This is a genomic window from Amycolatopsis sp. NPDC054798, assembly GCF_053611505.1.
Map to the genome: position 1 here is coordinate 24,031 of NZ_JBSHAM010000046.1, position 25,992 is coordinate 50,022.

Consider the following 25,992-nt stretch of genomic DNA (forward strand, 5'->3'; position numbering starts at 1 on the left):
GGAGCTGGGAGCTGGGAGCTGGGAGCTGGGAGCTGGGAGCTGGGAGCTGGGAGCTGGGAGCTGGGAGCTGGGAGCTGGGAGCTGGGAGCTGGGAGCTGGGAGCCGGGAACTGTGGCGGGCTAAGTCGGGAACTGCGGCGGGCTAGGGCCCGTCCGCCGGTCAAGCTCGCCTGGCAGCCGAAAGCTGTGGCGAGCCGTGCGGTCTGGTCGGCCGTGCGGGCCGGCCAGCTGCGCGGGCCGGTCGGCTCGGGCGTGCCGAGATCTGGAGCCGAGATAGGGCGGGCACCGTTGACCAGGGTCGCGCCGGGCCAAGTCGCGAGCCGGGAGCGAGATGACTGAGGCCGCCCTTCGGCTCCGCTTGGGGGAGCCGGCTGGCTGAAGTGTTCCGGCTCGGCCTCGCTCTGGAGGGGGCTGTGTGAGGCTTTCCCAGCCCAGCCCAGCCCAGCCCAGCCCAGCCCAGCCCAGCCCAGCCCAGCCCAGCCCAGCCCAGCCCAGCCCAGCCCAGCCCCGGAAGCGGGCTGCCTGAAAGGCCCCCGGCCCGTTCCGGAAGCAGACTGACTGAAGTCGGGCCCGCCCCCGTGCGCCCGATCCGAGCCCGCCCGCAGCCCGCTCCCACGCGCCCCGGGGCACCCGCCCCTCCCGAACCGCCGCCCAGCACGCTGGGCACCCGACCGGAGCCGAGCGCAACGCCCGGAGCGGTTTCCCCCACCTCAGACCGGCCGCCGACCACACCCCGACTCCCCATCGCTCCCAATCCACCCGTCCCGCAACAGCCAAACCGTCGCGCCGTCCCCCGGGCTACCCCAATACCTCCCCGCCACGGCCCACGCAGCCCAGCCGGACCACGACCACCCACAAGACCGATTCAGCCCCGTCCCGAACCCTCCCGCAGCCGACAACCCCACCGCCGCCCACAGCCAAGCAAGCATTCGTCCGTCACATCCAACGGGTGAATTCCGCTTGCCCCCAACCCAAAACCTCTCACTCACCGGAACCCCGCCGCGACAAGCGCCCCTCCCGCCACCCCGCGGTCCACCCAGCCCCCGGCAGAAACCCCTCTGCCACCACGGATTTTCCGGAAACGCCCCCGCCTCCGGGCCGCGAACCCGGGCCCCTGTACCGGAAATCCCCGCCCAACACGCCCCAGGGTCCCTCCCCGCCCCGAGGGCCCCACCAGTTACGGTGAAGCGCGTGTCCTCGTTCCGTCCGGTGAGCGTGTCTTCGGGGAACCGGCGGATCAGCTGGGACCTCGTGCGCGGTGGGTGCGTCGTGCTGGTGCTGCTGTACCACGCGACCTTCATGAGCGTCGTCGTGCATCCCGAGCTGGGGCCGCGGCGGTTCGTGTTCCCGCATCAGGTCGGGGCGAGCCTGCTGCTCGTGATTTCCGCGTACTTCGCCGCCGTCACCATCGGGCGCGGGTCGCTCGGCCGGTACTGGTGGGGGCGGATCGCGCGGTTGCTGCCGCCGTTTCTCGCCGCCGTCGTGGCGATCTACTTCGCGCTGCGGTACCTCTCGCCGCCCGGATGGTTCAGCCCGCGGTTCGGCGACCTCGCCGGCAACCTCCTGATGCTCTGGAACTGGAAGCCCGCCGAATTCCCCTTCCTCGACGGCTCCCACTGGACGATTCCCCTCCAGCTCATGGCGTTCACCGTCGCCGCGCTGCTTTACCGCGGCAGCTGGGGCCACGGCCGCAAGTTCCGCGTCGTGATGTGGGCCGCTCTGCTCGTCCCGCTCGCGCAATGGCCGCTGCGCGTCGCCGGTCCGCCCGAGTGGTATCGCGTGGTCGTCGACGGCTTCGGGTTCCACCGCTGGCATCTGTTCGTCGCCGGCATCGCGGTCCGGCTGTGGACCACGAAACGCGTTTCCACGGCAGAATTCGTGCTGCTGGAGGTCCTCTGCGTCACCGCGCACGCCCTGCACGGCGCGACGGTCACCCCGGCCGGAATCCGCGTCGAATGGGGCTCGACGATCGGCATCGCGATCGGGATCGCGGTGATCTCGCTCGCCGCGGCGGGCCCGGACTGGAACCGGTTCCTCCCGCCGTTCGCCCAGCGCGCGATCACCTGGTTCGCCGGCGTCTCCTACGGCGTCTTCCTGATCCACCAGGCCATCGGCTACCTCGTGCTGCACTGGCTGTCCGGCCTCGGCGCCGACCCGCTGCTGCAGACCGCGGGCATGATCACCGCCGGAGTCGTCCTCGGCTGGGCGCTCACCCGCCTGGTCGAACGCCCCGCGCACCGCTTCCTCATGCGCGGCTACGACTCCTGGGCCGCCCGCCGCCGCCCCGACGGCGAACCGGCCCCGGTCGCCGCCGGAAAACCCGGCTGACGCTCACCGGACCCCGACGCCGCCCGGAAAGCCCAGCTCAGCTTCCCGGACCGAGGGCGAACGGCGATCGCGCTCCCCACGTCCAACGTCCTGCTGACGCGGAACCCGGCAGACGCGCTCGACCGCCCCACGGACGCCCGGAACCCGGCCAAGCCTCCGGCACCGGTCGGCGCACTCATCCGCTGCCACGGAAACGCCCGGCCAACCGTCACGGCACCAGTCCACGGCAACGGATGCGCGCTGGTGGCCGCGCCGAGTGGCACCCTTCCTCCCCGCATGCGCAGGGCCGATCGGGTTCAAGCCGCCGCTCCGCTGTTGCCGGAGAAACGATCATCGCGCACCGGCGCTCGGTCGCGGCCTTCGTCCTGGAGAACCCATCGCGGCCCACACCCGTCCGCCTCACAACGCGAACGCGACAGACCGCACCACCAGCGCCGCGAAGAACACCGCCGTGAACGCCAGATCGATCGCCACCCCGCCGGTACGGACCGGCCGCAGCACCCGCCGCACCGGGGCGATCACCGGTTCGGTCGCCCGGTGGCTGATCCGCCGCGCCTGCCCGAGCCAGGCGGGCCCGGTCGCCACGAGACGGGTCCAGTCCAGTACCATCCGCACCACCAGCACCAGGATGAACACGGTCAGGGCATACCCGACCAGGGTCCCGATCAGGCTCATCGCACACCTCGCGTTTCCGGCGACGTTTCCACCCGGTCCAACGCCCGGCGCCCCCGCGAAGTGTCCGGTTCGCGGGAATTCTCAGCCGATTGCCAGGAGCCCCCCGATCGGGTATCGAAGACCGGGAAGACCTCAGGGAGGCGGATGCCGGGTGGGCGAGCGGCGCAGTGCGGCCTGGTTCGGCGCGTCCGGCCGGGCGGGGATGATCCACCGGTCGTGGATGCGGTCGCAGGGTTTCGGCCCGGAGGTGTTCGACGGCCGCCCGGTGATCGGGATCGCGGTGAGCGTCTCCGAACTCGCCCCGTGCAACGTCCATCTCGACCGCGTCGCCGAGGCGGTCAAGCGCGGCGTCTGGCAGGCGGGCGGCTTCCCGCTCGCGTTCCCCACGATGGCGACCGGCGAAACCCTCATGCGCCCCACCGCGATGCTCTACCGCAACCTGATGGCGATGGAGGTCGAGGAGCTGATCCGCGCCAACCCGCTCGACGGCGTGGTTCTCCTCTCCGGCTGCGACAAGACGACCCCGGCGATGCTGATGGGCGCGGCGAGCGCCGACCTTCCCGCGGTGATGGTCACCGGCGGCCCGATGCTCAACGGCAAGTTCCGCGGCGGCGACGTCGGTTCGGGCACGCATGTCTGGAAGTTCGAGGAAGAGCTTAAAGCCGGCCGGATGACCGAGGAGGAGTGCTTCTTCGCCGAAGGCTGCATGGCCCGCTCCAACGGCCACTGCATGACCATGGGCACCGCCTCGACGATGGCCTGCCTCGCCGAAGCGCTCGGCATGCAGCTGCCCGGATCCGCGGCCTGGCCAGCGGTCGACGCGCGGCGCTTCGAGACCGCGCAGGCGGCCGGTCAGCGGATTGTCGCGATGGTGGAGGAAGACCTGCGGCCGTCGGCGATCCTGACCCGCGCGGCGTTCGAGAACGCGATCCGCGTCAACGCGGCGATCGGCGGGTCCACCAACGCGATCGTGCACCTTCTCGCGCTGGCCGGACGCGTCGGCTTCCCGCTGTCGATGAGCGACTTCGACGAGCTGGGCCGAGCCGTGCCCACGTTGGTGAACCTGATGCCGTCCGGCCGGTTCCTCATGGAGGACTTTTGTTACGCAGGCGGTGTTCCCGTCGTGCTGACGAGGCTCGCCGAAGCCGGGCTTCTCCACACCGACGTCCGCACGGTCACCGGCAAGCCGAGGGAAACCGCGCAATGCTGGAACGACGAAGTGATCACCACGGTCGAGGCGCCGTTCCAGCCGCCCGGCACCGGAACCGCTGTGCTCACCGGGAATCTCGCCCCGGACGGCGCGGTGCTGAAGCAATCCGCCGCGTCGCCGGAACTGCTCGCCCACACCGGACCGGCGCTGGTCTTCGACACCGCCGAGGATTACCACCGCGTCGCCGACGACCCGGACTTGCCGGTCGCCCCGGACACGATCCTGGTGATCCGCGGCGCGGGTCCGAAGGGCTACCCGGGGATGCCGGAGGTGGCGAACGTCCCGGTGCCGAAGAAGCTGCTCGACCAGGGGCTCACCGACGTGGTGCGGATCTGCGACGGCCGGATGTCCGGCACCGGCTACGGCACCGTCGTGCTGCACGTGAGCCCGGAATCGGCGGTCGGCGGCCCGCTGGCGCTCGTCCGGACCGGCGACCGGATCACGCTCGACACCCCGGCGCGCGAACTGACCCTGCACGTGTCCGACGCCGAACTCGCCGCTCGCCGCGAAGCGTGGGAAGCGCCGGAAAGCCCGTACCGCAGCGGATACGCCTGGCTCTACCGCGAGCACGTCACCCAGGCGCACCTCGGCGCGGACTTCGATTTCCTGCACGGCACCCGCGGTTCCGCCGTGCCGAGGGATTCGCACTGATGCGCCGCCTCGCGAAGACCGCCGCGGGCTGGCAGGTCACCGACGGCACGTCCACCGGTGCGCTCCCGCCGGGCACCACGCTCGGGTCCCTGCTCGCTCTGTCCGCCGACGAATTCACGGAAGCGATGGCCGTCGAGTTGACGCCGGGAGAACCGGGCGAGCTGCGGGCGCCGGTCGACGACGACACCGAGGTGTGGGCCGCCGGAGTCACCTACGAGGTTTCGCGCGAGGCGCGGATGGAGGAGAGCAGCGACGCCGACGTCTACGCGCGGGTCTACGAGGCGGAACGGCCCGAACTGTTCTTCAAGAGCATCGGACGTCGCGTGCGCGGGCCGGGCGAGCCGGTCGGCGTGCGCGAAGATTCCGCTTGGGACGTTCCGGAACCCGAATTGGCGTTGGTGTGCAACGCGAACGCGGAAATCGTCGGCTACACGATCGTCAACGACGTGAGTTCGCGGAGCATCGAAGGCGAAAACCCGCTGTACCTGCCGCAGGCCAAGACGTACCGCGCCTCGTGCGCGGCCGGGCCGTGGATCGTGCCCGCCGGCGACATCCCGGACCCGTACGCGCTCGGCATCGCCGTGACGATCCACCGCGCCGGAGAACTGCTCTGGGCAGGGGAGACGTCCACCGCGCGGCTGCACCGCCGGCTCGCGGATCTGGTGTCGTGGCTCTATCGCGGCGACGTTTTCCCGCGCGGCGCCGTCCTGGCCACCGGGACATCCGCCGTTCCCGGCCCGGACGTCACGCTCGAGGCGGACGACGAGGTCACCATCATGATCGAGGGCGTCGGGACGCTCCGGAACCCGGTCCGGCGCGGCCGCTCCGCCTGACCTCCCCTTGACGCGGCCCCGAGCGTTCGGTTATTCAATCCAAGTTCACATATCTGTGGAGTATTCATATTCTTGAACGGAGTTGCGGTGCTGCCTCCTTCCCGGTCTTCCCGTCCGCGTCGTTTCGCGGCGGTTCTCGCGACGGTCGCGGGCCTGCTCGCGACCACCGCCGGAGCGGCGACCGCCGCGCCCGCGCCGAGGTCGTGTTCGTTCGTCTGCGTGCCGGACACCGTGGTGCTCGACGGCCTGCACCTGGCAGGCAACAAAATCGGCCTGAGGGCCGGGAATCCGACGCTGCGCACGTCGCTGTCCAACCTGCTGAAGCAGGCCGACGAGGCGCTGGCCAAGGGCCCGTGGACAGTCGTCGACAAGGAGCGTGTCCCCCCGAGCGGCGACAAGCACGACTACCTGAGCCTCGCCCCGTACTACTGGCCCAGCCAGCCGAAAACGCCGGAAAACCCGCAGGGCTGCCCGTACGTCGACCGCGACGGACAGGTCAACCCGGAGATGAAGAACGTGCCGGACAAGGCCGAGCGGCTCGTCGCGTTCAACTCGATCTACCAGCTTTCGCTCGCCTGGTACTACACCGGCAAGGCGGAGTACGCCCAGCGCGCCGCGCTCGACCTGCGCACCTGGTTCCTCGACGCGGCCACGAAAATGAACCCGAATCTGAACTTCGCGCAGGGCATCCCGTGCAAGACCGACGGGCGCGGGATCGGCATCATCGAGTTCTCCTACACCTTCACCCAGGTCCTCGACGCCGCCCGGATCCTCGAAGCGGGCGCGCCCGGCTGGACAAAGGCGGACGGCAAGGCGTTCCGCGGCTGGTCCGCGGACTTCCTGACCTGGCTGCGCACCAGCAAGAACGGCACCGACGAGGCCAAGGCGGCCAACAACCACGGCACCTTCTACGACCTGCTCACCGCGGCGACCGCGAGCTACGTCGGACAGCGCGACCTGGCCCGCCGGATCGTCCGCGACTCCGGCAAGGCCCGGATCGACCACCAGATCGCCGCGGACGGCGGCCAGCCCGAGGAGTCCACCCGCACCCGGACGTACCACTACCACACGTTCAACCTCGTGGCGCTGACCCGGCTCGCGCAGCTGGGCCGGCACCTGGGCGTCGACCTGTGGTCGTACCGGAACCCGCAGGGCGGCAGCATTTTCGCCGCCGTCGACCACCTGCTCCCGGCAGCCACCGGAGCTTCGCCGTGGCCGTTGCCGGACATCCATTTCATCCAGTACGCCGCCCTCGACAGCGTGCACGCCGCCGCCGACGCGGGGGACTGGAAGGCGAGGGCCGCGGCCGGCCGCATCCCGGCTCCGCCCGGCGGAGACCTGTTCCCGGTGCGCCCGGCGGCCGAGCAGCTGGACGACGTTTCCACCACCTGACCCGGTTTCACCCGGACGCGGCACCCGCCGCGCCCGGGTGCCCGGCGTCGGTCGTGAAACGATTCAGAAAGACCGATTCGCCGGAACGGGAAAGGGAAACGCCGTGATCAAGACCAGCCGGGGCAGCGGCTCCGGAGCCCGGCGGGTGACGTTCGTCCTGCCGCTCGACACCCCTCCCGGCCCGGTGAGCGTGGTCGGCGACTTCAACGACTGGCAGCCCGGCCGCCACGAACTTCGCAAACGTTCGAACGGCACGCGCTCGGCCGCGGTGGAGGTCCCGCCGGGAGCCCGGCTGCGCTTCCGCTATCTGGCCGACGGCGGCCGCTGGCTGGACGACCCGGACGCCCACGCCCGCGACGGGCACGACTGTCTTTACATCGCGGACTGACCGGGTCGCCGCGCGGCGGACGGCGGGTACCGCGCGGTCCGCGGCCGGGAGCACGCGAACTGGACGGCGGCCGCTCTCGTGAGTGGTCACGCCGGTTCCCGAGGTTCGCCGCTCGATGCGGGAATCCCCGCACTGGACCGCCTGCGTACCGAGCCGTGGGTGCGTCCGGAGACAGCGCCGCAACCCCGAGCCGGACGCCGCCTTCGGTGCCTCACTGAACTTCTCCGGCGAGCTTTCGAGACGGAATCCGGGCAGCGGGAGACCGAGGCGGTTTCCCGCTGCCCGTCAGCGATCGCCGGTCAGGCTTGGACCACCGGCACCTGCAGTTCCGTCACCCAGTCGTCGCGGTTCTCGGGGCACTCCAGGTTGATCTCGCGGGGATGTCCGGTCGCCCGGTAGCCGTGGGCGTCGACCCAGCGGGCCAGGGTTTGGGCGGCGGGCAGCACGGCGTCCATCGAGCCGTGGTGCACGATGGTCGCCGCCTGTCCGAGGGGCGGCAGGTCGTGGACGCGGAAGGCGCCGTCCTGGACCGGGGCGGAGACCTGGACCGCCGCGTGGACACAGATCCTGCCGCTGCCTTCCGGGCTGTCCTCGTAATAGGCGACGCCGGGTCCGGCGGGCGTGATGCCCGCGGCGCCCAGGCTCCGGAACAGCTCGTCGTAAAGCGGGCCGATGACCGGCCCCACGTCCTCGGGTTCGAAACTCGCGGCGGTCGCGGCCAGCTCCGCCACCCGGACGGCGGGCACGTTCTTGAGGACAACATCGTTCGCGGGCATGTGCCCCTCGCTCTCGATCGCTCGGAGCCTCGCCTCGACCTGGACCAGCCGTGCTTCCGCCGCGGCCATCGCGGTCTCCAGCTCGGCCCGCCGCAGCCGCAGCATGCCGCGCAGTTCCCCGGTCCCGACCTTCTCGTCCACAATGGCCTGGACCTGCTGGAGCGTGAATCCGAGGCCTTTGAGCGCGATGATCCGGTTGAGCCGGGCGAGCTGGGCGGCGGTGTAGTAGCGGTAGCCGCTGGCGGGGTCGACGCGCGCCGGGCGCAGCAGGCCGGTCGCGTCGTAGTGGCGCAGCATCCGGACCGATACGCGGCCGTGCCGGGCGAAGTCTCCGATGGTGAACATGATGTCTCCGAGCTGACCGCCTGACACGGTGTGAGAGTCAAGAAACTACCGCAGGGCCCGGCCTTGCCCGCCCGGCTCGAACCCGCGCGAGACCGACGCGCCCCACCCCGCCCTGGTTTTGGAGCACCTGCTCCATTACTATCCCCGGCATGCCCCGCCCCCGGATCCACGATCCCGAGCTGATCCTCGACGCCGCCGAGCGCCTCATCGCCGACGCGGGCCCCGAGGCGCTCACCGTCCGGCGGCTCGCGCAGGAAGCGGGCGTCCCGAACAGCACGATCTACCACGCCTTCGCCAATCTCCCCGCCCTGATCGGCCAGACCTGGCTGCGCGCCGCCACTTTCTTCCTCGACGAGCAGGAACGGCTGGTCGAGGAAGCCTCTGACCCGGTCGAAGCGGTAGTCGCGGCGGCCGACACCCCCGCCGTCGTGGCCGACGCCCGCCCGGACGCCGCGCGGATGATGATCGCCGTCCCGTCGAAGCGAATACTCGGCCCGCAGCTTCCCGACGAACTCGCGGAAGCCTTGCACGCCTTGGACAAACGCCTCGTCCGGCTCCTGGTCCGGCTCGCCCGCCAGCTTTGGAATCGCGGCGACGGCCAGGCGGTCGAAGTTGTCACCGCGTGCGTCGTGGACCTCCCGACCGCCCTGTTCCGCCGCGAACTCGCCACCGGACCAGCCAGCGCGGACAGTCGCGCCCGGCTGGCCGCGGCCGTCCGCGCGATCCTCGCACTGGAACCACCGAAAAAGTCCAGAAAGGACTGACCTGAATGCCCACCCTCGCCACCGACGGCCCCGTCCACGTCCTCGACTTCGGCGCCGACGAAAACCGTTTCGCCCCACCGTGGCTGGACGAAGTCCACACGCACCTCGACACCGTCACCGCGGGCAAGGAACCCGCCGTGCTCGTCACGATCGGCAGCGGCAAGTACTACTCCAACGGCCTCGACCTCGACTGGCTCACCGGCCACCCCGACGACGCCGGCAAGTACGTCGCCAGCATCCACGAACTTCTCGCCCGCGTGCTCGCGCTGCCGGTCCCGACCGTCGCCGCGGTCAACGGGCACGCCTTCGGCGGCGGCGCGATGCTCGCGATGGCCCACGATTTCCGAATCATGCGTGAGGACCGCGGCTACTTCTGTTTCCCCGAAGCCGACATCAACCTCCCGTTCACCCCGGGCATGGCCGCGCTCGTCCAGGCGAAGCTGACGCCCGCCGCCGCCGTCGCGTCGATGACCACGGGGAGCCGCTTCGGCGGTCCGCAGGCCGCGTCGCTCGGCCTGGTCGACGCGACCGTCGCGCTGGAAGATCTGCGCACCGCGGCGACCGAACGAGTCGCTCCGCTGGCGGGGAAGGACCGCGGCACGCTCGGCGCGATCAAGTCCACTATGTTCGGTCCGGCGCTGACCGCGTTGCGGGAAGCGGGAAACTGATCGGGTAGGCTCGCGTACGCGCGGCGGTGGGGCTCGCCGCTCCGGGAAATCGCCCGGGCAACCGCGGCCGAGGCCGCCAACAGTCCCTACTCGAACGGCGACCCGTGCCCGTGGAGTAGGAGAAGACTGTGCCTGAAGAACCTCTCGACCCTGACGTCGACCTCAGAGATCCCGCGCAGCAACGCGAACTCGTCCGGCACCACGTGTCGGTGCTCGGCGTGATCGCGCTCGGCGGCGGGCTCGGCGCATTGGCCCGCTACGGTCTCGCGCAGGCCCTTCCCGCCGAGCCCGGCGGCTTCCCCTGGGCGACGTTCTGGACCAACGTCGCCGGTTGTTTCCTGATCGGCGTGCTGATGGTGCTGGTCACCGAGACGTGGTCGGCGCACCGGCTGGTACGGCCGTTCCTCGGCGTCGGCGTGCTCGGCGGCTTCACGACGTTCTCCACGTACGCGGTCGAAGCGCGCAACCTTCTCCAGCCGGACACCGTGCCGCTCGCCTTCGCCTATCTCGGCGGAACGCTCGCCGCCGCGCTGCTCGCTGTCCTGCTGGGACACGCGGTGACCCGCAAGCTGGTTCCGGCGGAGGTGGCTGTCCGATGACCGTCCTTCTCGTTTTCCTCGGGGCCGCGGTCGGAGCGCCGATGCGGTACCTGACCGACCGGGCCGTCCAGTCCCGGCACCAGAGCCTGTTCCCGTGGGGCACGTTCACCGTCAACTTGGTCGGCTGTGTCCTGCTGGGCGGTCTCGCCGGGGCCGGGACCGCGTTGCCCGCGGCGGTCTACTCGCTGCTCGGCACCGGATTCTGCGGTGCGCTGACGACGTACAGCACGTTCAGCTACGAAACAGTCCGGCTGGTCGAGCGCCGTTCCTACTTCGTGGCGGCGGCGAACGTGGTGGTCAGCATCGCGGCTGGGGTCGGCGCGGCGGCGTTCGCGTACGAGGCTGTCCACGCCTTGGTCGGGTAGGGGTGCGATCCGCACAGGCTGGCTAGTCTGACTGTGCGGATCGCACGGTGACCTCGCCGAAGCCGCTGCTTACCGTGCTGGGAACCGTTCCCCTCCCGGATGAGGAGCCGCCATGGCCTCGGCTGTCGGTGTCGACGACTACGCGCTGACCAGGGTGCCCGATTCCGCGCGGTATTCGTGGTGGTCGGTCGCTGTGCAGCGGTTCGGCCAGGTTTCCGCGCTGTCGCAGTTCCTGCTCGGGGCCACGATCGGCTTCGGGATGAGCTTCGGGAACGCCGTGCTGGCGTTCACGCTCGGCTCGGTCATCCTCGAGCTGATCACGATCCTCGTCGGCGTGATCGGCGTCCGGGAGGGCCTGGCCACCTCGATGATCGCGCGCTGGACCGGGTTCGGCCGCGGCGGTTCCGCGCTCATCGGGCTGGCCATCGGGATCAGCCTGATCGGCTGGTTCGGCATCCAGTCCGCGGTGTCCGCCCAGGGCCTCGCCGCGCTGGTCGGCGGCCTGCCGGAATGGGGATGGGCGCTGGTGTTCGGCCTGGTGGTGACCGCGATCGTGGTCCGCGGCTTCCATTCGATGGCGTGGACGGCCTACCTGATGGTGCCCGCGTTCCTGATCCTGGTCGGCTGGTCGGTGGTCTCCGAACTGACCCGGCACGACCTGGGCGCGCTCGTGGCGTCCGCGCCGCCGGGACCGCCGCTGACCCTGCTTCAGGGGACGACGCTGGTCGCGGGCGGGTTCATCGTCGGCGCGGTGATCACGCCGGACATGACCCGGTTCAACCGCACCGCCGGCGACGTCGTCAAGCAGACGCTCGTCGGCGTCACGCTCGGCGAGTACGTGATCGGCCTGGCCGGGGTGCTGCTCGCGCACGCGGTCGGCACGGCGCAGATCACCACGATCGTCACGTCGTCGGTCGGCTGGGTCGGGCTGCTGATCGTCATCGCGGGCACGATGAAGATCAACGACTGGAACCTGTACTCGTCCGGGCTCGGCGTCGTGAACTTCATCGGCACGGTGTCCGGGAAACGGGCGCACCGCGGCCTGGTCACCGCCGTGCTCGGGCTGGTGGGCAGCGTGCTCGCCGCGGCCGGGATCCTCTCGAAGTTCACCGATTTCCTGACCGTGCTCGGGGTCGCGTTCCCGCCCATCGCCGGGATCATGGTCGCCGAGTACTTCGTGGTGAAGCAGTGGCGCGGCGCCCTCGACGAGGCCCGCGCCCGCGGTTCGGTGCCCGCCGACGCCCCGGTGTGGGTGCCCGCGACGATCGTCGTCTGGATCGCCGCCGCGCTCTTCGGCGAGTTCGTCGACTGGGGCCTGCCCAGCATCAACTCGCTCGTCGTCGCTTTCGTTCTGTACGTGGCCGCCGGGAAGCTCGGTCTGGTCCGCGGGGTCGGCAAGAGCGCCACCGCGGACGCCGAACCCGCCCCGGCCGCCTGATTTCCCTGACCTGGAAGGAGATTTCCCCGTGCGCATCGGCATCGACGTCGGCGGCACGAACACCGACGCGGTCCTCCTGGACGGCCGCGAGGTGCTCGCCTCGATCAAGACCAGCACCACCGAGGACGTCACCTCGGGCATCGTCGCCGCGATCGACGGGCTGCAGCGGCAGCGGGCGTTCGACCCGGCCGCGGTGCGGGCGGTGATGATCGGCACCACGCACTTCATCAACGCGCTCGTCGAGGCGCACCGGCTGGCCCCGACCGCGGCGGTGCGGCTCAGCCTGCCCGCGGGCGCGTCGCTGCCGCCGATGGTGGACTGGCCGCAGCGGCTGGTCGACGCGGTGTCCGGGCGCAGCTACCTGGTGCACGGCGGCCACGAGTTCGACGGACGGCACATCGCCGAACTGGACGAGAGCGAACTGCGCAAGGCCGCCGAGGACATGGGCGCGGCCGGGGTCCGCAGCGTCGCGATCACGTCGGTGTTCTCGCCGGTGAACGCGGAGTTCGAGGCGCGGGCGGCGGAGATCATCTCCTCGCAGCTGCCGGACGTCGCGATCTCGCTCTCGCACGAAATCGGCCGGATCGGTTTGCTGGAGCGGGAAAACGCGACCGTGATCAACGCCGCGCTGCGCGAGCTGGCGGCGCACATCGTGGACGGCCTGGCCGCGTCGGTGACCGGCGCGGGCATCACCGCTCCGCTGTACCTGAGCCAGAACGACGGCACGCTGATGGACGTCGGCTTCGCCCGCCGCTATCCGGTGGCGACTTTCGCGTCCGGCCCGACGAACTCGATGCGCGGCGCGGCGGTGCTGTCCGGTTTGGACACGTGCGCGGTGGTCGACGTCGGCGGCACCACGAGCGACGTCGGCGTGCTGCGGCAGGGTTTCCCGCGCGAGGCGACCACGGACGTGAGCGTGGCCGGGATCCGCACGAACTTCCGGATGCCGGACGTCCTTTCGATCGGCATCGGCGGCGGCAGCCGGGTCCGCGGCGACGCGTCCGGCGTGACCGTCGGACCGGATTCCGTCGGTTACGAGCTGACGTCGAAGGCGCTCGTGTTCGGCGGCGACACCTTGACCGCCACGGACATCGCGGTCGCCGCGGGACGGGCCGAGATCGGCGACCCGTCGTTGGTCGCGCACCTAGACCGGGATTTCGTGAAGGCGGCGCTGGACCGGATCGCGGCGGACGTTTCCGACGTCGTGGACCGGATGCGCACGTCGTCCGAGCCGCTTCCGGTGGTCGCCGTCGGCGGCGGTTCGGTGCTGCTGCCGGACGAACTGGCCGGGTCCGGCGAGGTCCGCAGGCCGGACCACTACGCGGTGGCCAACGCCATCGGCGCGGCGATCGCGCAGATCGGCGGCGAGGTCGACCGGGTGTACGTGATCGAACCCGGCCGCCGCGAAGCCGTGGTGGACGAGGCGAAGCAGGAAGCGGTCGACCGCGCGGTGGCCGCCGGGGCGAGCCCGGCGTCGGTCGGCATCGTCGACTTCGACGAGGTGCCGATCCCGTACCTGCCCGGCAACGCGACCCGGATCCGGGTCAAGGCGGTCGGCGACCTGCAGCTGGGGGCGTGAACGATGGCTGAGATCACTGCGCACGACCTGGACGACATCGCGCGCGGCGCCGCGATCCTCGGCACCGGCGGCGGGGGAGACCCATACATCGGCCGGCTGCTGGCACACGCCGCGGTCCGCGAGCACGGTTCAGTCCCGCTGGTGAAACTGTCCGAACTGGCCGACGATGCGGTGGTGCTGCCGGTCGCGATGATGGGCGCGCCGACCGTGATGGTGGAGAAACTGCCGTCCGCCGAACAGGTCGGCCTCGCCGCCCGGACCCTGGCCACCTATCTGGGCAAGGAACTCACGCACATCGCGTGCGCCGAAGCGGGCGGCGTGAACTCGCTGATCCCGGTCGTCGCCGCCGCGCAGCTCGGTCTGCCGCTGGTGGACGCGGACGGCATGGGCCGGGCGTTCCCGGAACTGCAGATGGTTTTGCCGACCCTGTACGGAATCCGTGCGACCCCGATGTCCATCGCGGACGAGAAGGGCAACCGCGGCGTACTGGACACTGTGGACAATCACTGGGCGGAGCGGCTGGCCCGCTCGGCGACCATCGACATGGGTTGTTCGGCGGTGATCAGCAACTACGCGATGTCCGGTGCCCAGGCGCGGGAGGCGATGGTGCCCGGCACGCTGACCCTCTGCGCGGAACTCGGCGCATTGGTGCGGCAAGCGCGCGAAGAGCACGAGAACCCGGTGGATCGCGTCGTAGCGCGGCTGCGCGGCCGGACGCTGTTCAGCGGCAAGGTCGTCGACGTCGCCCGTCGTACTGTCACTGGGTTCGCTCGTGGTGAGGCCCGGCTGTCCGGAATGGACGGTGACACCGGGACGGAAATGCTGCTGCGGTTCCAGAACGAACATCTGGTGGCCGAGGTCGACGGCGAGGTGCGCGCTTCGGTGCCGGACCTGATCTGCACCCTCGACCGCGAGTCCGGCGAGGCCGTCACCACCGAGGGCTTGCGCTATGGCCAGCGGGTGACGGTGATCGCGGCCCCGGCGGATCCGCGCTGGCACACCCCGGAGGGCATCGCGCTGGCCGGTCCGCGGTACTTCGGCTACGACCTGGACCCGATCGGGGTCGCCGGATGAGTTGGACGCTGACCGAAGATCACCTCGAAGACCTCGCCCGAGGCGCGGCTGTCCTCGGCACCGGTGGCGGAGGCGATCCGTACGTCGGACGGCTGCTGGTGCGCGAGGCGATCCGCGAGTACGGGCCCGTCACCGTGCTCGATCCGGACGATCTTGACGACGACGCACTGGTGATCCCGACCGCGCAGATGGGCGCGCCGACCGTGGTGCACGAGAAGCTCCCGAACGGCACCGAACCCGAGCTTGCCTTGCGAGCGCTGGAAAAACACCTCGGCGCGAAGGCCGACGCGACGATGCCGATCGAATGCGGCGGCATCAACTCGATGATCCCGCTGGTCGTCGGCGCACGGCTCGGGCTGCCGGTGGTCGACGCCGACGGCATGGGCCGGGCGTTCCCGGAACTGCAGATGGAGACATTCGGCGTCTACGGCGTCCCCGGTTCGCCGATGGGGATCGCCGGGGAACGCGGCGAAACGACGCTGATCGACACCGGTGCCGACAACCGCCGGATGGAATGGCTCGCGCGCGGGATCACCATCCGGCTCGGCGGCGTCGCGCACATCGCCGAGTACTCGATGAGCGGCGCGGACGTGAAACGCACGGCGGTGCCTCGGACGCTGTCGCTCGCGCTGAGCGTCGGCCGGGCGATTCGCCTTGCCCGGGAAGAGAACGCTGACCCGGTGGCGGCGCTGGCGACCGCGCTCCGGGACACGTTGTACTCGCATCTGCGCGTGCTGTTCCGCGGCAAAGTGTCCGATGTGGAACGCCGGACCGAAGAAGGATTCGCCCGCGGCCGAGCCGCCGTGGTGTCCTTCGACGGCGAGCACAAACTGGAAATCCTTTTCCAGAACGAAAACCTGGTGGCGCTCGTCGACGGCGAGGTGCGCTGCCTGGTCCCGGACTTGATCTGCGTGCTGGAGGCGGAATCCGCCGAGCCGATCACCACCGAAACGCTGCGGTACGGCCAGCGCGTCACCGTGGTCGGGATTTCGACGCCGCCGCTGATGCGCACTCCGGAAGCACTGGCCACGTTCGGCCCAGCGGCGTTCGGGCTGCCGCACGATTTCGTCCCTGTGGAGGTGGTTTCGTGATTTCGCTCGACGGCCGTTCGGTCGTAGTGCTCGGCGGCGGTTCCGGGATCGGCCTGGAGGTCGCCCGGCGCGCGACCGCGGCGGGCGCGCTCGTCCACCTCGGCGGCCGGACCGGCGACAAGCTGCGGGCCGCCGCCGCGGAACTGGGCCCGACCGCGACCTGGCAAACAGTCGACACCACCGACCAGGCGTCGCTGGCCGAGTTCTTCGGCGCGCTGGACCGGGTCGACCACCTGTTCACGCCCGCCGCTTCCTACACCGTCGGCCCGATGCGGGCCCTCAGCGACGAGGAGGCGGAAAGCCCGTTCGTGACGAAGTTCTGGGGTCAGTACCACGCGGTGAAACACGCCGTGCCGAAGCTGTCGGACGACGCGTCGGTGGTGCTGATGTCCGGCGTGGCGAGCGTGCGCCCACCCGCCGCGGCTCCGGCGTACGTGGCGTGCAACGCGGCGATCGAAGGCCTCGGCCGCGGGCTCGCGGTGGAACTGGCGCCGGTGCGGGTGAACGTCGTGTCGCCGGGCACGATCGACGGAAACTTGTGGGCCGGGCGTCCGGCCGCTGCGCGCGAATCGAGTTTCGCGCAGTACCGGGCAGACACTCTGCTGCATCGCGTCGGCCGGGAGTCCGAAGTGGCCGATGCCGTGCTGTACCTGTTCACCAGCACCTACACCACTGGCTCGACGTTGTATCCGGACGGCGGCTACAGCTTCCGCTGATACGCTGACCAGCCATGCGCATCACCGCCGCGGACGTGCCGGCACTCGAACGCGGCGTCGCGCTGCTCGGGTCCGGCGGGGGCGGGGACACCGTCACCGCGGCGGTGCTGCTGCGGCGGCTGACCGGATCCGGCCGCGAACCCCTCGTGCACCGGATCGCCGACGTGGAGCCGGACACCCTGGTCGTCCCGGTCGGGATCGTCGGCGCGACCGCCGCGTTCGCCGAGAAACTGCCCAGCGGCGACGAGTTCGCCTCGGCGATCGCGGCGATCGAACGCTGGACCGGGCAGCGCGCGCAGGCGCTGATGACGATCGAGATCGGCGGGCTCAACGGCCTGCTGCCGCTGGTGGTCGCCCACGAGCTGGGTCTGGCCTATGTGGACGCGGACCTGTCCGGACGCGGGCTGCCGCGGCTCGACCAGCTCTCGGTCGCCGCGACCGGCCGCGGCGTCGCCCCGGCGGCGATGGCCGAGCCCGGCGGCCGGGTGGTGGTGCTCGCCGCGGCGGCCGACGCGGTGGTCGAGAACGGCGTGCGCGCGTTCCTGGCCAGCTCCGGCGGCTGGGCGGCGATCGCGCTCGCCCCGATCCCGGCCGGCGAACTGGCCGGCCACGCGGTGCCCGGCACGACGAGCGAAGCGCTCGCCCTCGGCGCCCGGGTGCTCGCCGCCGGGGAGAGCCCGGACCTCGCCGCCCTGGAAACCGCTCTCCGCGGCCAGGTTCTCGCCCGCGGCCGGGTGCTGGAGGTGTCCCGGCACATCGGCCCCGGCCAGCACGGGCATCCGGGGTTCGGCCGCGGCTCCGCGACGCTGACCGATCACCGCGACGGCGCCTTGCTGCGGCTGGAAATGGAGAACGAGTACCTGCTGGCGCTGCGGGACGGGCTGCCGGTGGCGTCCACTCCGGACGTGCTGTCCGTGCTCGACCGCCGCACCGGCGTCCCGTTGCAATGCGACATGATCCGCGCCGGGGTGGAGGTGGACGTCGTGCGGCTCGCCGCGTCGCCGTTCTGGACCGACCCGCGACGCCGCCCGCTGCTGGAACCGCGCGCGTACGGAATCGACTGCGATCCGGTGGCGGCGCAGTGATTCTCCGTCAGCTCCTCGCTCTGCCCTCGTGGTCCGGCTCGGTCCGGATCTGCTCCGGCGAGTCTGGTTTGGACTGTCCATTGCAGACAGTCAAGGCCGCGCTGGACGCCTCCGGCGCCCCCGCTCCCGGCGAACTGGTGGTGGTAGTCCGTCCTGTCGGTTCCGATTGGCAGATCGACGCCCTCCTGCGGCGTTGCGCGGACGCCCGGGCCGCCGGTGTCCTCCTCCCCGGTGCCGAACCGCTTGCCGCGTCCAGGCTGCTGGCCGAACGGCTGTCGGTGCCGCTGCTGGTCACGTCCGCCGATCCGCTCGATCTGCTCGTCGACGCCCGCCTCGCGCTGACCGCCCCGGACGTCGATCGCGCCGAAGCGGTGCTGGCCGCGCATCGGGCGCTGGGGGAGAGGTTGCGTCCGCCGGAAGAGATCGTGACCGTGCTGCGCCGGCTGCTGGACGCTCCTGTCGCGGTCCTCGACGACCGAGGCGAGGTGCTCGCCGGGGAACTCGCCGACGCTGCCCGCGTGCGGGTGCACGAGCCGGTCCCGCAACGCATTGACCTCCCGGACGGCGTCCTGCTCGCGCATCCCGCTGTGCTGCCGCAGCCGTCGGTGTGGCTGGCCGCGGAGCTGTCCGGCGCCAAGTCCCCGCGCGCGGAGGTCGTCGCCGCGACGCTGGCCGTCGCCGCGGGTGCCGTGCAGCGCTGGCTGCTGGCCCACCGCCTGGAACTGGAACGCGACGCCCGTTCCCGGTCCGCCCTGCTGGGCGATCTGCTGCGCCACGACACCGAACCCGGCGCCGACCTGCGCCGTCGCGCCGCCGACGCGGGCTGGCGGCTCGGCGGCTGGCACGTCGGCCTGCGCATCGGCGTGCCCGCGGACGTCGACACCGTTTCCCGCACTCAGGAAGTGGTTCGCGCCCTTCGGGCCGAGTCGATCGACGCGGTGACTGTCGAACACGGCGAGGGCTGGACCGGCTGGGTCACCTTCGAACAGGAACCGACCGCGGAACGGGTGCGTGCTCTGTCCGCGCGGTTGCGCGCCGTACACCGCAGTCTGCGCCGCACGCTGGACGCACACCTAGGCGTCGGCCGTCCGCACGCCGACGGTCTCACCGCGACAGTCGCCGAAGCCACCGACGCCGCCCGCCTCGCCGCGACCCGCCCGGAGACCGGGCACTTCCTGCACGTAGACCAACTCGGCATGGCCCAGCTGCTCTTGGAATGGACGCGGACGGACACCTTCGAGCCCGCCGCGCGCGCACTGCTCGCCCCGCTGGTTCCGGCGCCCGGGGACCTGATCCGCACCCTCGCGGCTTACCTCGACGCCGAGTCTTCGCTCGCCGAAACCGCCACCGTGCTGGGGATCCACCGGAACACGGTCGCCGCGCGGATCAGCCGGATCGAGCAGTTGCTGCAGGTCGACCTGTCGCGTCCGGACGAACGGCTGGCCCTGCATCTGGCCGCCCGCGCGGTGATTCTCGCCCGGTCCGCGGAGTAGTACTCGCAGGGCCAGCTACGCCCTTGGTGATCGTCCGGGCGGGAGGCAGACTCGGGGCATGGGCAAGAACGACTTGGGCGATTTCCTCCGGGCCCGCCGCGGCGGGCTCTCCCCGGAGGAGATCGGCCTGCCGGTCGAGCACGGTCCCGGACGGCGGGTCTCCGGTCTTCGGCGCGGCGAGGTCGCGCAGTTGGCCGGGGTGAGCACCGAGTACTACACCCGGCTGGAACAAGGCCGGGCCCGGCAGCCGTCCGAGCAGGTGCTGCACGCCCTCTGCGACGCGTTGCGCTTCGACGACATCGAACGGCGGCATCTGTTCGCTCTCGCGGGAGCGACGGCCGAACGCGTGGACCGGGCTGACCACGCGTCCCGGTTGCGTCCGGCGCTGCGGCAGGTGCTCGACTCGATGGAGCTGGCTTCCGCTTTCGTCAGCGACCGGAACCTCACCGTCGTCGGCGGGAACGCGTTGTGGGCCTTGCTGTTTCCCGACGTGGCCGAGTTGCCGAGGCGGGAGCGCAGCATGGCGCGCTGGACGCTGCTGGATCCGCGGGCCCGCCTGGTGTGGCTCGACTGGGAACGCGTCGCCCGCGACTACGTGCACGGGTTGCGGCTGGCCGCCGCCGCACAGCCGCGGAACCAGCACATCGCCAACCTGATCGGCGAGCTGATGATGCGTTCGCCCGAGTTCCCGGCGTGGTGGTCGGAACACCGCGTCCGGGAACGCAGCACCGGTCTCAAACGCCTGCGTCACCCGGTCGCCGGCGAGCTGGAACTGCAGTACGAGATCTTCGCCTCGGTCGCCGACCCCGGCCAGTCGATGGTCGTCTACAGCGCGCAGGCCGGTTCACCCTCGCAGGAACGGCTGCGGCTGCTGGCCAGCTGGGGCCGCGAACCCGCCGCTCCCGTCCGGGACACCGCCGAGTCCTGACCTTCGCCCACCCCTCAGGCCCCGCTGCGTACGCAGGGCCTATTCCGTCGTGCCTCCGGGAAAGGACACTTCACAATGAGCAAGACATTCCTGATCACCGGCGTCAGCACCGGCCTCGGCCGGGCCATCGCCCGGCGCGCCCTGGCCGCCGGACATCGGGTCGCGGGCACCGTGCGCACCGAACAGCACGCCGCCGATTTCCGGGCACTGGACCCGGAACGCGCCCGGGCCTTCGTTCTCGACCTGACCGACGCGGACCGGATCGAGCCGGCAGCACGGGCGGCCGAAACGGAACTGGGCCAGATCGACGTGCTCGTCGCCAACGCCGGATACGGCCTCGAAGGCACCTTCGAAGAGTCGTCGATGGAGGATCTGCGCCGCCAGTTCGAGGTCAACGTCTTCGGCACGGTCGCGACGATCAAAGCGGTGCTGCCCGGCATGCGTGAACGCCGCGACGGCCAGATCTTCGTCATCACCTCGATGGGCGGGCACACCACCTTCCCCGGACTGGCGTTCTACGAGGGCAGCAAACACGCACTGGAAGGCATCACCGACACTCTCGCGCAGGAGGTCACGCAGTTCGGCGTGCGGGTCACCGCCGTGGCACCCGGTGCCTTCAAGACCGACTGGGCGGGCCGGTCGCTGGTCCGCGCCCCGCGCAGCATCGCCGACTACGACGCCTTGTTCGACCCGATCCGGACCCGCCGCCAAGCACTGGCCGGCCAGGGCATCGGCGACCCCGACCGCGCGGGCGACGCCATCCTCTCCCTCCTCGACGAGGAAAACCCGCCCGTGCACCTGCTGCTGGGCTCGGACGCGCTGCGCCTGGTCACCGCCGGACGCCAGCGCGTGCAGGACGACTTCGACGCCTGGCAGGACCTGACTCTCTCCACCGACTCCGCCGAAGGCGGGGTCACCGTCGCCTGACCGGCCGTCCGTGAGGGGAACCCTGAAGGAATCAGATTCCCTCAGGGTTCCCCTCACGGCGGGTCAGACGCGGCCGCGCGCGAGGTCGATCAACCGCCCGAGCACGTGATCGCCCGACGCGCGCAGGCCGTTGTGCTCGTACTCGCTGGTGATCCACGGCCGGAGCGTCGGGATCAGCCGCGCGGTCTCCTCGGAAAACGCCCGCTCGACGTACATGTCGTTGGCGTAGATCGCGGCCGCCGCCGGAACCGTGCACTCGCGCAGCGCATCGGCGTCGTACAGCCGCGGCCATTCGTGCGCGGCCAGCAGTTCCGCGGTCTCCTTCATCGGCCGGAGACTGTGGAGGTCGTCGAAGAGCCAGGGGAACACGTGCTCGCCGGTGAACAGCGTGCGATCGGTGCGGAACTCGTCCGGCAGCACGCGCTCGGCGGACCAGCGGGTGGCGAACCCGTCGGAGTAGGACGACTCGTGGATGACCGAGTACAGCGGATTGCGCCCGCTGAACGGCAGCGAACTGGCCACGTCGTGCGCGAAAGCGGGGGACCTGGGGTCGCGTTCGATCAGGTAGTGCAGCGCCTCCTCGCCGCCGCTGGCTCCGAGGAGGTAACCGAGCTGCTGGAACAGCCGCGCGGTGAGCGGACTGCCGTCCGGCAGCACGACGGCCCCGTCGTCGAGCAACGGCAGCAGCGCCTGGACCCGGTCGCGATCGCCGGGGTAGCGGAGGTAGTACTGGCGGTTCCGCTCGAGCAGATTGGCGAACGTCGCGGTGTAGACGTCGTCCGGATGCCGCGCGATCGGCGGCAGCCCGCCGGTGAAGAAGGCCTCGGCCAGGCTGTCCGGAGCCTGGGAAAGGTAGGCGAGCGTGCAGAACCCGCCGAACGACTGGCCCAGCACGCTCCACTTCTCGACGCCCAGCTGCCGTCGCACGAACTCCGCGTCCCGGACGATCGCGTCGGCGCGGAAGTGGGTCAGGTACTCCGCTTGTTCTGCGGGGGTACCGGGCAAGGTGCCGACCGCAGCGGAGCGCCCGGTGCCGCGCTGGTCGAGCATGAGGACCCGGTACTCCTGCAGCGCCCGCGGCAGCCAGGCCGGCGCTCCCTGCGACGGCCGCGGCGCTTCGTGCCCGGGACCGCCTTGGAGGTAAACGAGAAACGGCCGGTCGCGCCCGTCCGGATCGGCGACTTCCCGGGCGAAGACGGTGATCTTCGCGCCGTCCGGGCGGGAATGGTCGAGGGGGACGGAGAACTCGTGCTCGGTAAGCACGAGACCGGGAATGCGCACGGTGGTTGCCATACGGGCGATTGAACCAGAACGGGCTCCGGGGCGGCCACGGAATTGACCTTGGGAAGTCCATTGTGGACTAGCGAGGGGTGGTGTGTCGTGCCCGCGCGGAATGCGGTCAGCGCGGCCGCGCGCACCGCGAGCCCGGACAACGCAAGGTGCACGCGTCTGGCCGCCGCTTTCGCGCGGAGGGGGCGGACAACGCGAGGAGCGCGCGTCCGGCCGCGGCTTTCGCGCGAAGGAAGAGCGTGCGTTCGGCCGCGGCTTTCGCGCGAAGCGAGCCCCGGGCCGCGCGCGGAATCGATCACCGCCCGGTCCGCTTCCGTACGAGCGGATTCCGGCCGCAGGTCCACCCGGATTCGCACGCGCCCGGGCCCGCTCCGGCCAGGGCCGCCCGGCGGGGAACGCCGCTCCGGGCTACTCCTTGCCCATCGACCGGCGGATCTCGGCCAGTTTGTCCTTCGCCGCCTCTTTGCGGTCGGCGATCTTCTTGTCCAGCGACTGCAGGTCCTCCGGCCCGCCGATCCCGGCGAGCTCCTGCGAACCGACCGAGGTGGTGTACCGCTTCTCGATCCGGTCCCGCACGAAGTCGAACGACGGCGCGCCGTTGTCGCTGTAGTCGGGTTCGGGGAGATCGGCGGGCGGCGGGCCGGGGCTCTCCACGATCTCCGCGTCGAGCGGCTGCTGCTCGCCGGGCTTGTCCGCACTCATCGTCTGGCCTCTTCTCGGTCGTCGGCTCCGCCTTCGACCCTAGCCGACCTCGCGCGGGCGGGGCGGATGTTTCGCCGCCGCCGCTCTGCGGTAGCCCATCAGGGAGAGAAAGGAGCCCGCGATGCTTCACCCCCGCTCGACCGCGCCGCCCGCCCCGCCCGAGCCCGTCCCGCCCGGCCCGGTGGAGCCGGACCCGGTCACGCCGGGACCGGCCCGCCCGCTGCCCGACCCCGAACCCCTGGAGCCCGAATCGGAACCCGGCCCCGAACTGGCGGTTGCCGGTCCGTTGTGGACAGTCCGGCCGGAGTGAACCGGACGGGCTCCCCGGAGCCGCCTGGGTCCTGAAGCTCGTGCACAGCGCTGTTCCGCAACCGCCGAGAAGCTCACCGGCTCAGGGCCGCGCGTCGAGCCCCGGAACTCTCGCTACGGCAGCGTCCGATTCAGCCGCTGAACCCGCCCGCCTTGAGCGCCGCGTCGACCTTCGCCCGGTGCGCCTCCGCCCACTCGTCGAGCGTCTGCGCCTCCTCCTTGGCCAGCTTCGCCCGCGCGTCGGCCAGCACCTGCGCCGCATCCGGTCCCGGCACCACGACCACGCCTTCCTCGTCCGCCACGACGATGTCCCCGGCGTGCACCGTCACCCCGCCGCACCGCGCGGGCTCGCCCAGCGGCGTCACCGCGGCTTTCGTGCCGGGGATCGGGATCACGCCGCGCGCGAACACCGGGAACCGCGCCTCGCGGACCTCGGACAGGTCGCGGATCACGCCGTCCAGGACGAAGCCCGCGATGCCGCGTCGCTGAGCGGTCGCGCAGACGTTGCCGCCCGCGAGCGCGTAGTCGACGTCGCCGGACTCCGCCACGATCACCGCCCCGGCGGGTGCGCGGTGGATGGCCGCGTGCAGCATCAGGTTGTCGCCCGGCGGGCAGCGCACCGGGTACGCAGGCCCGGCGATCCGCGGCACCGGCCCCCACAAGGGGCGCACGCCGTAGTCGAGCACCTGGCCGCGGCCGAGCAGGTCGGCGAGCGTCGTGGTCGGGATGTCGGCGAAACCGTCGTCCATGGACGGCGATGCTCTCACGCGCGGCCCGGCCGGATACCGTTCCGTGGCACCGATCACGGAGGAGAAGATGGCTTTCCGGCACACCGTCGTCGCATCACCGGTCGGCGACCTCACCCTGGTCGCCGACGGCAGCGCGCTGGTCGCCGTCTACTTCGACGGCCACAGCCGGACGCCGCGCTTCCCCGACCTCGGCCCGCGTGCCGACGACGGTTTCGCCGTCGCGACGCAGCAGCTCGGCGAGTACTTCACCGGCCAGCGGAAGACCTTCGACCTAGAACTGGACCTGCGCGGCTCGGAGTTCGAACGCCGCGTCTGGCAGCTGCTGACCCGCATTCCCTACGGCGAGACGCGCACCTACCGCGACCTGGCCGTCGAACTGGGCGAACCCGGCGCGGCGCAGGCTGTCGGCAACGCGAACGGCTGGAATCCGCTGAGCATCGTCGTGCCGTGCCACCGGGTCGTCGGCAGCAGCGGCGGCCTCACCGGCTACGCGGGCGGCGTCGACCGGAAACGGTTTCTGCTGCAGCTGGAGGAACCGCCAGCCGACGACGCCGGACGGCTGTTCTGACGGGTCATCCCAGCGAGGCGCGACCGTGCTTCCAATACCCCTGGAACGCGATCGCCTGCTTCGGCACCCCGCGCTCCCGCGTGAGGAACCGCCGCGCGCCAGTGGCCAGCCCGCTCTCCCCGGCGACCCACGTGTAGCCCGGCGGATCGGACAGGTCGAGCTGGCCGAGGACGTCGAGCGCGAGCCGTCCGGGCAGCCGGTCGTCCTCGCGAACCAGCCACTGGACGTCCGCGCCGAGCGGGGCGTCGACCGCCTGGATGTCGTCCCGCGCCCCGACTTCCAGCAGGACGGTGGCCCGCAGATCGGCGGGCGACGACTCCAGAATGGCCAGCGCCGCCGGAATCGCGCTCTCGTCGGCGAGAAGCAGCTGCCGCGCGCCGCCGGGCGGCAGGTAGGTGATCCCCTCGTCGAGAATCCCGATCTCGTCGCCCGGCCGCGCGTTCTCCGCGAACCTCGACGCCGGCCCGCCGTCGCCGTGCACCGCGAACTCGATGTCGACCTCCCCGGGCCGGGCCGCCCGGATCGTGTAGTTCCGCACCCACGGCCTGGACGCGGCGCTCATGAGCATGTGCTGGGCGAGCCAGCGGTTGCTCGAAGCCGTGGGCAGCCGCAGCCCGGGCTGGCCCTCGCGCGGGAAGAACAACCGGCACCATTGATCGAACCCGAGCGGCGCGAAGTCCTCGAGATCCTCGCCGCCGACGGTGAGGGTCACGAAATGCGTGGACGTGCGTTCGGCGCGCAGCACGGACGTCCGGAGCAGCCGCCTGCTGTCGGGCGTGCGGCGCTGGGGGAGGGTCGGCATGGTGGATCCCTGTTCAATTAGGTAAGGCTTACCTTCTGAACAGTAGCCGCCGGTTCCGCGGGACGGCAAGGGCCGCGATCCGCCCCGGATGCACCGGACGGTGTGCCTCGCCTCGCGCGGATGCGTCCGTCCGGGTCAACCCTTCCGATGGGCGACCCGGCGGGATCATCACTCTCCGTGTCACTCATGTGGGTGACGATTGACTGCTCAATGACCTGGCGGGGCGTAACACTGCGTGTGCGTCACAA

The 25,992-nt window shown here is 71.3% G+C and carries 26 protein-coding genes; 20 read left to right on the top strand and 6 right to left on the bottom strand.

Annotated elements, in window-relative coordinates; translation table 11 throughout:
- Positions 1-1,190: 1,190 nt before the first annotated feature.
- Complete coding sequence (locus ACWGIC_RS26100; RefSeq protein ID WP_452078551.1) at positions 1,191-2,327, top strand: acyltransferase family protein; 1,137 nt, start codon at positions 1,191-1,193, stop codon at positions 2,325-2,327.
- Positions 2,328-2,726: 399 nt separating this feature from the next.
- On the opposite strand, the gene ACWGIC_RS26105 is transcribed toward ACWGIC_RS26100, so the two are convergent.
- Positions 2,727-3,002, bottom strand: a complete 276-nt coding sequence (locus ACWGIC_RS26105; protein ID WP_452078552.1) for a YggT family protein — start codon at positions 3,000-3,002, stop codon at positions 2,727-2,729.
- Between the two features lie 151 nt (positions 3,003-3,153).
- Here ACWGIC_RS26105 and ACWGIC_RS26110 point away from each other — a divergent pair, with 151 nt between their 5' ends.
- The 4 genes from ACWGIC_RS26110 (at position 3,154) to ACWGIC_RS26125 (ending at position 7,476) form a co-directional block, all read left to right on the top strand.
- Complete coding sequence (locus ACWGIC_RS26110; protein WP_452078553.1) at positions 3,154-4,863, top strand: IlvD/Edd family dehydratase; 1,710 nt, start codon at positions 3,154-3,156, stop codon at positions 4,861-4,863.
- Entirely contained in the window at positions 4,863-5,696 is an 834-nt protein-coding gene (locus tag ACWGIC_RS26115; RefSeq protein WP_452078554.1) for a fumarylacetoacetate hydrolase family protein, read from the top strand. Before ACWGIC_RS26110 ends, ACWGIC_RS26115 begins: the two co-directional genes overlap by 1 nt.
- Before the next feature lie 87 nt (positions 5,697-5,783).
- A complete protein-coding gene (locus ACWGIC_RS26120) occupies positions 5,784-7,088 on the top strand; it encodes an alginate lyase family protein (RefSeq protein ID WP_452078555.1) in 1,305 nt (434 codons plus the stop codon).
- A gap of 103 nt (positions 7,089-7,191) precedes the next feature.
- Positions 7,192-7,476: an isoamylase early set domain-containing protein gene (locus ACWGIC_RS26125; RefSeq protein WP_452078556.1), complete on the top strand. Its 285-nt coding sequence runs from the start codon at positions 7,192-7,194 to the stop codon at positions 7,474-7,476.
- A gap of 299 nt (positions 7,477-7,775) precedes the next feature.
- Here ACWGIC_RS26125 and ACWGIC_RS26130 read toward each other — a convergent pair whose 3' ends face one another.
- Positions 7,776-8,597, bottom strand: coding sequence for a MerR family transcriptional regulator (locus ACWGIC_RS26130; protein WP_452078557.1), 822 nt, complete (start codon positions 8,595-8,597; stop codon positions 7,776-7,778).
- A 149-nt stretch (positions 8,598-8,746) separates the two neighbouring features.
- Between ACWGIC_RS26130 and ACWGIC_RS26135 the strand changes: the two genes are divergently transcribed.
- The 13 genes from ACWGIC_RS26135 to ACWGIC_RS26195 all read left to right on the top strand — a co-directional run bounded on the left by ACWGIC_RS26135 (position 8,747) and on the right by ACWGIC_RS26195 (position 21,324).
- Entirely contained in the window at positions 8,747-9,361 is a 615-nt protein-coding gene (locus ACWGIC_RS26135) for a TetR/AcrR family transcriptional regulator (RefSeq protein ID WP_452078558.1), read from the top strand.
- 5 nt (positions 9,362-9,366) lie between these two features.
- Positions 9,367-10,029, top strand: coding sequence for an enoyl-CoA hydratase/isomerase family protein (locus ACWGIC_RS26140; protein ID WP_452078559.1), 663 nt, complete (start codon positions 9,367-9,369; stop codon positions 10,027-10,029).
- Between the two features lie 128 nt (positions 10,030-10,157).
- Positions 10,158-10,628: a fluoride efflux transporter CrcB gene (gene crcB / locus ACWGIC_RS26145; RefSeq protein ID WP_452078560.1), complete on the top strand. Its 471-nt coding sequence runs from the start codon at positions 10,158-10,160 to the stop codon at positions 10,626-10,628.
- Entirely contained in the window at positions 10,625-10,993 is a 369-nt protein-coding gene (gene crcB, locus ACWGIC_RS26150; RefSeq protein WP_452078561.1) for a fluoride efflux transporter CrcB, read from the top strand. Before crcB (ACWGIC_RS26145) ends, crcB (ACWGIC_RS26150) begins: the two co-directional genes overlap by 4 nt.
- 112 nt (positions 10,994-11,105) lie before the next feature.
- A complete protein-coding gene (locus ACWGIC_RS26155) occupies positions 11,106-12,431 on the top strand; it encodes a purine-cytosine permease family protein (protein WP_452078562.1) in 1,326 nt (441 codons plus the stop codon).
- A gap of 28 nt (positions 12,432-12,459) precedes the next feature.
- On the top strand, positions 12,460-14,010 hold the full coding sequence (locus ACWGIC_RS26160; RefSeq protein ID WP_452078563.1) for a hydantoinase/oxoprolinase N-terminal domain-containing protein: 1,551 nt from the start codon (positions 12,460-12,462) through the stop codon (positions 14,008-14,010).
- Positions 14,011-14,013: 3 nt separating this feature from the next.
- Positions 14,014-15,084: a DUF917 domain-containing protein gene (locus ACWGIC_RS26165; protein WP_452078564.1), complete on the top strand. Its 1,071-nt coding sequence runs from the start codon at positions 14,014-14,016 to the stop codon at positions 15,082-15,084.
- Entirely contained in the window at positions 15,081-16,175 is a 1,095-nt protein-coding gene (locus tag ACWGIC_RS26170) for a DUF917 domain-containing protein (protein WP_452078565.1), read from the top strand. Before ACWGIC_RS26165 ends, ACWGIC_RS26170 begins: the two co-directional genes overlap by 4 nt.
- On the top strand, positions 16,172-16,891 hold the full coding sequence (locus ACWGIC_RS26175; RefSeq protein ID WP_452078566.1) for an SDR family oxidoreductase: 720 nt from the start codon (positions 16,172-16,174) through the stop codon (positions 16,889-16,891). The genes ACWGIC_RS26170 and ACWGIC_RS26175 overlap by 4 nt, the downstream gene beginning before the upstream one ends.
- A gap of 14 nt (positions 16,892-16,905) precedes the next feature.
- A complete protein-coding gene (locus ACWGIC_RS26180; RefSeq protein ID WP_452078567.1) occupies positions 16,906-17,976 on the top strand; it encodes a DUF917 domain-containing protein in 1,071 nt (356 codons plus the stop codon).
- Positions 17,973-19,469 carry a PucR family transcriptional regulator gene (locus ACWGIC_RS26185; RefSeq protein WP_452078568.1) on the top strand — a complete coding sequence of 499 codons (1,497 nt, stop codon included), beginning with the start codon at positions 17,973-17,975 and terminating at the stop codon, positions 19,467-19,469. Before ACWGIC_RS26180 ends, ACWGIC_RS26185 begins: the two co-directional genes overlap by 4 nt.
- Before the next feature lie 58 nt (positions 19,470-19,527).
- Positions 19,528-20,397, top strand: a complete 870-nt coding sequence (locus ACWGIC_RS26190) for a helix-turn-helix transcriptional regulator (protein WP_452078569.1) — start codon at positions 19,528-19,530, stop codon at positions 20,395-20,397.
- A 75-nt stretch (positions 20,398-20,472) separates the two neighbouring features.
- The gene (locus ACWGIC_RS26195) at positions 20,473-21,324 is read left to right on the top strand and encodes an oxidoreductase (protein WP_452078570.1); all 852 of its coding nucleotides are present in this window, start codon (positions 20,473-20,475) and stop codon (positions 21,322-21,324) included.
- A gap of 63 nt (positions 21,325-21,387) precedes the next feature.
- Here the strand turns inward: ACWGIC_RS26195 and ACWGIC_RS26200 are convergent, their stop codons facing one another.
- The gene (locus tag ACWGIC_RS26200; protein ID WP_452078571.1) at positions 21,388-22,617 is read right to left on the bottom strand and encodes an alpha/beta fold hydrolase; all 1,230 of its coding nucleotides are present in this window, start codon (positions 22,615-22,617) and stop codon (positions 21,388-21,390) included.
- A gap of 405 nt (positions 22,618-23,022) precedes the next feature.
- Positions 23,023-23,316 (bottom strand): hypothetical protein, encoded by a 294-nt coding sequence (locus ACWGIC_RS26205; protein WP_452078572.1) that lies wholly within the window; start codon positions 23,314-23,316, stop codon positions 23,023-23,025.
- A gap of 121 nt (positions 23,317-23,437) precedes the next feature.
- Here ACWGIC_RS26205 and ACWGIC_RS26210 point away from each other — a divergent pair, with 121 nt between their 5' ends.
- Positions 23,438-23,626 (top strand): hypothetical protein, encoded by a 189-nt coding sequence (locus tag ACWGIC_RS26210; RefSeq protein WP_452078573.1) that lies wholly within the window; start codon positions 23,438-23,440, stop codon positions 23,624-23,626.
- Positions 23,627-23,756: 130 nt separating this feature from the next.
- On the opposite strand, the gene ACWGIC_RS26215 is transcribed toward ACWGIC_RS26210, so the two are convergent.
- Positions 23,757-24,374: an RraA family protein gene (locus ACWGIC_RS26215; RefSeq protein ID WP_452078574.1), complete on the bottom strand. Its 618-nt coding sequence runs from the start codon at positions 24,372-24,374 to the stop codon at positions 23,757-23,759.
- A 43-nt stretch (positions 24,375-24,417) separates the two neighbouring features.
- On the opposite strand from ACWGIC_RS26215, the gene ACWGIC_RS26220 reads away from it, so the two are divergent.
- Positions 24,418-24,942 carry a methylated-DNA--[protein]-cysteine S-methyltransferase gene (locus ACWGIC_RS26220; protein WP_452078575.1) on the top strand — a complete coding sequence of 175 codons (525 nt, stop codon included), beginning with the start codon at positions 24,418-24,420 and terminating at the stop codon, positions 24,940-24,942.
- A 4-nt stretch (positions 24,943-24,946) separates the two neighbouring features.
- Here ACWGIC_RS26220 and ACWGIC_RS26225 read toward each other — a convergent pair whose 3' ends face one another.
- Positions 24,947-25,744 carry a siderophore-interacting protein gene (locus ACWGIC_RS26225; RefSeq protein ID WP_452078576.1) on the bottom strand — a complete coding sequence of 266 codons (798 nt, stop codon included), beginning with the start codon at positions 25,742-25,744 and terminating at the stop codon, positions 24,947-24,949.
- Between the last annotated feature and the right edge of the window lie 248 nt (positions 25,745-25,992).

Excerpts from the sequence above, each read along its gene's own strand:
- ACWGIC_RS26105 (WP_452078552.1), bottom strand. The coding sequence starts at position 3,002 with ATGAGCCTGATCGGGACCCTGGTCGGGTATGCCCTGACCGTGTTCATC.
- ACWGIC_RS26115 (WP_452078554.1), top strand. The coding sequence starts at position 4,863 with ATGCGCCGCCTCGCGAAGACCGCCGCGGGCTGGCAGGTCACCGACGGC.
- ACWGIC_RS26130 (WP_452078557.1), bottom strand. The coding sequence starts at position 8,597 with ATGTTCACCATCGGAGACTTCGCCCGGCACGGCCGCGTATCGGTCCGG.
- ACWGIC_RS26135 (WP_452078558.1), top strand. The coding sequence starts at position 8,747 with ATGCCCCGCCCCCGGATCCACGATCCCGAGCTGATCCTCGACGCCGCC.
- ACWGIC_RS26140 (WP_452078559.1), top strand. The coding sequence starts at position 9,367 with ATGCCCACCCTCGCCACCGACGGCCCCGTCCACGTCCTCGACTTCGGC.
- crcB (WP_452078561.1), top strand. The coding sequence starts at position 10,625 with ATGACCGTCCTTCTCGTTTTCCTCGGGGCCGCGGTCGGAGCGCCGATG.
- ACWGIC_RS26155 (WP_452078562.1), top strand. The coding sequence starts at position 11,106 with ATGGCCTCGGCTGTCGGTGTCGACGACTACGCGCTGACCAGGGTGCCC.
- ACWGIC_RS26165 (WP_452078564.1), top strand. The coding sequence starts at position 14,014 with ATGGCTGAGATCACTGCGCACGACCTGGACGACATCGCGCGCGGCGCC.
- ACWGIC_RS26170 (WP_452078565.1), top strand. The coding sequence starts at position 15,081 with ATGAGTTGGACGCTGACCGAAGATCACCTCGAAGACCTCGCCCGAGGC.
- ACWGIC_RS26180 (WP_452078567.1), top strand. The coding sequence starts at position 16,906 with ATGCGCATCACCGCCGCGGACGTGCCGGCACTCGAACGCGGCGTCGCG.
- ACWGIC_RS26190 (WP_452078569.1), top strand. The coding sequence starts at position 19,528 with ATGGGCAAGAACGACTTGGGCGATTTCCTCCGGGCCCGCCGCGGCGGG.
- ACWGIC_RS26195 (WP_452078570.1), top strand. The coding sequence starts at position 20,473 with ATGAGCAAGACATTCCTGATCACCGGCGTCAGCACCGGCCTCGGCCGG.
- ACWGIC_RS26200 (WP_452078571.1), bottom strand. The coding sequence starts at position 22,617 with ATGGCAACCACCGTGCGCATTCCCGGTCTCGTGCTTACCGAGCACGAG.
- ACWGIC_RS26205 (WP_452078572.1), bottom strand. The coding sequence starts at position 23,316 with ATGAGTGCGGACAAGCCCGGCGAGCAGCAGCCGCTCGACGCGGAGATC.
- ACWGIC_RS26210 (WP_452078573.1), top strand. The coding sequence starts at position 23,438 with ATGCTTCACCCCCGCTCGACCGCGCCGCCCGCCCCGCCCGAGCCCGTC.
- ACWGIC_RS26215 (WP_452078574.1), bottom strand. The coding sequence starts at position 24,374 with ATGGACGACGGTTTCGCCGACATCCCGACCACGACGCTCGCCGACCTG.
- ACWGIC_RS26225 (WP_452078576.1), bottom strand. The coding sequence starts at position 25,744 with ATGCCGACCCTCCCCCAGCGCCGCACGCCCGACAGCAGGCGGCTGCTC.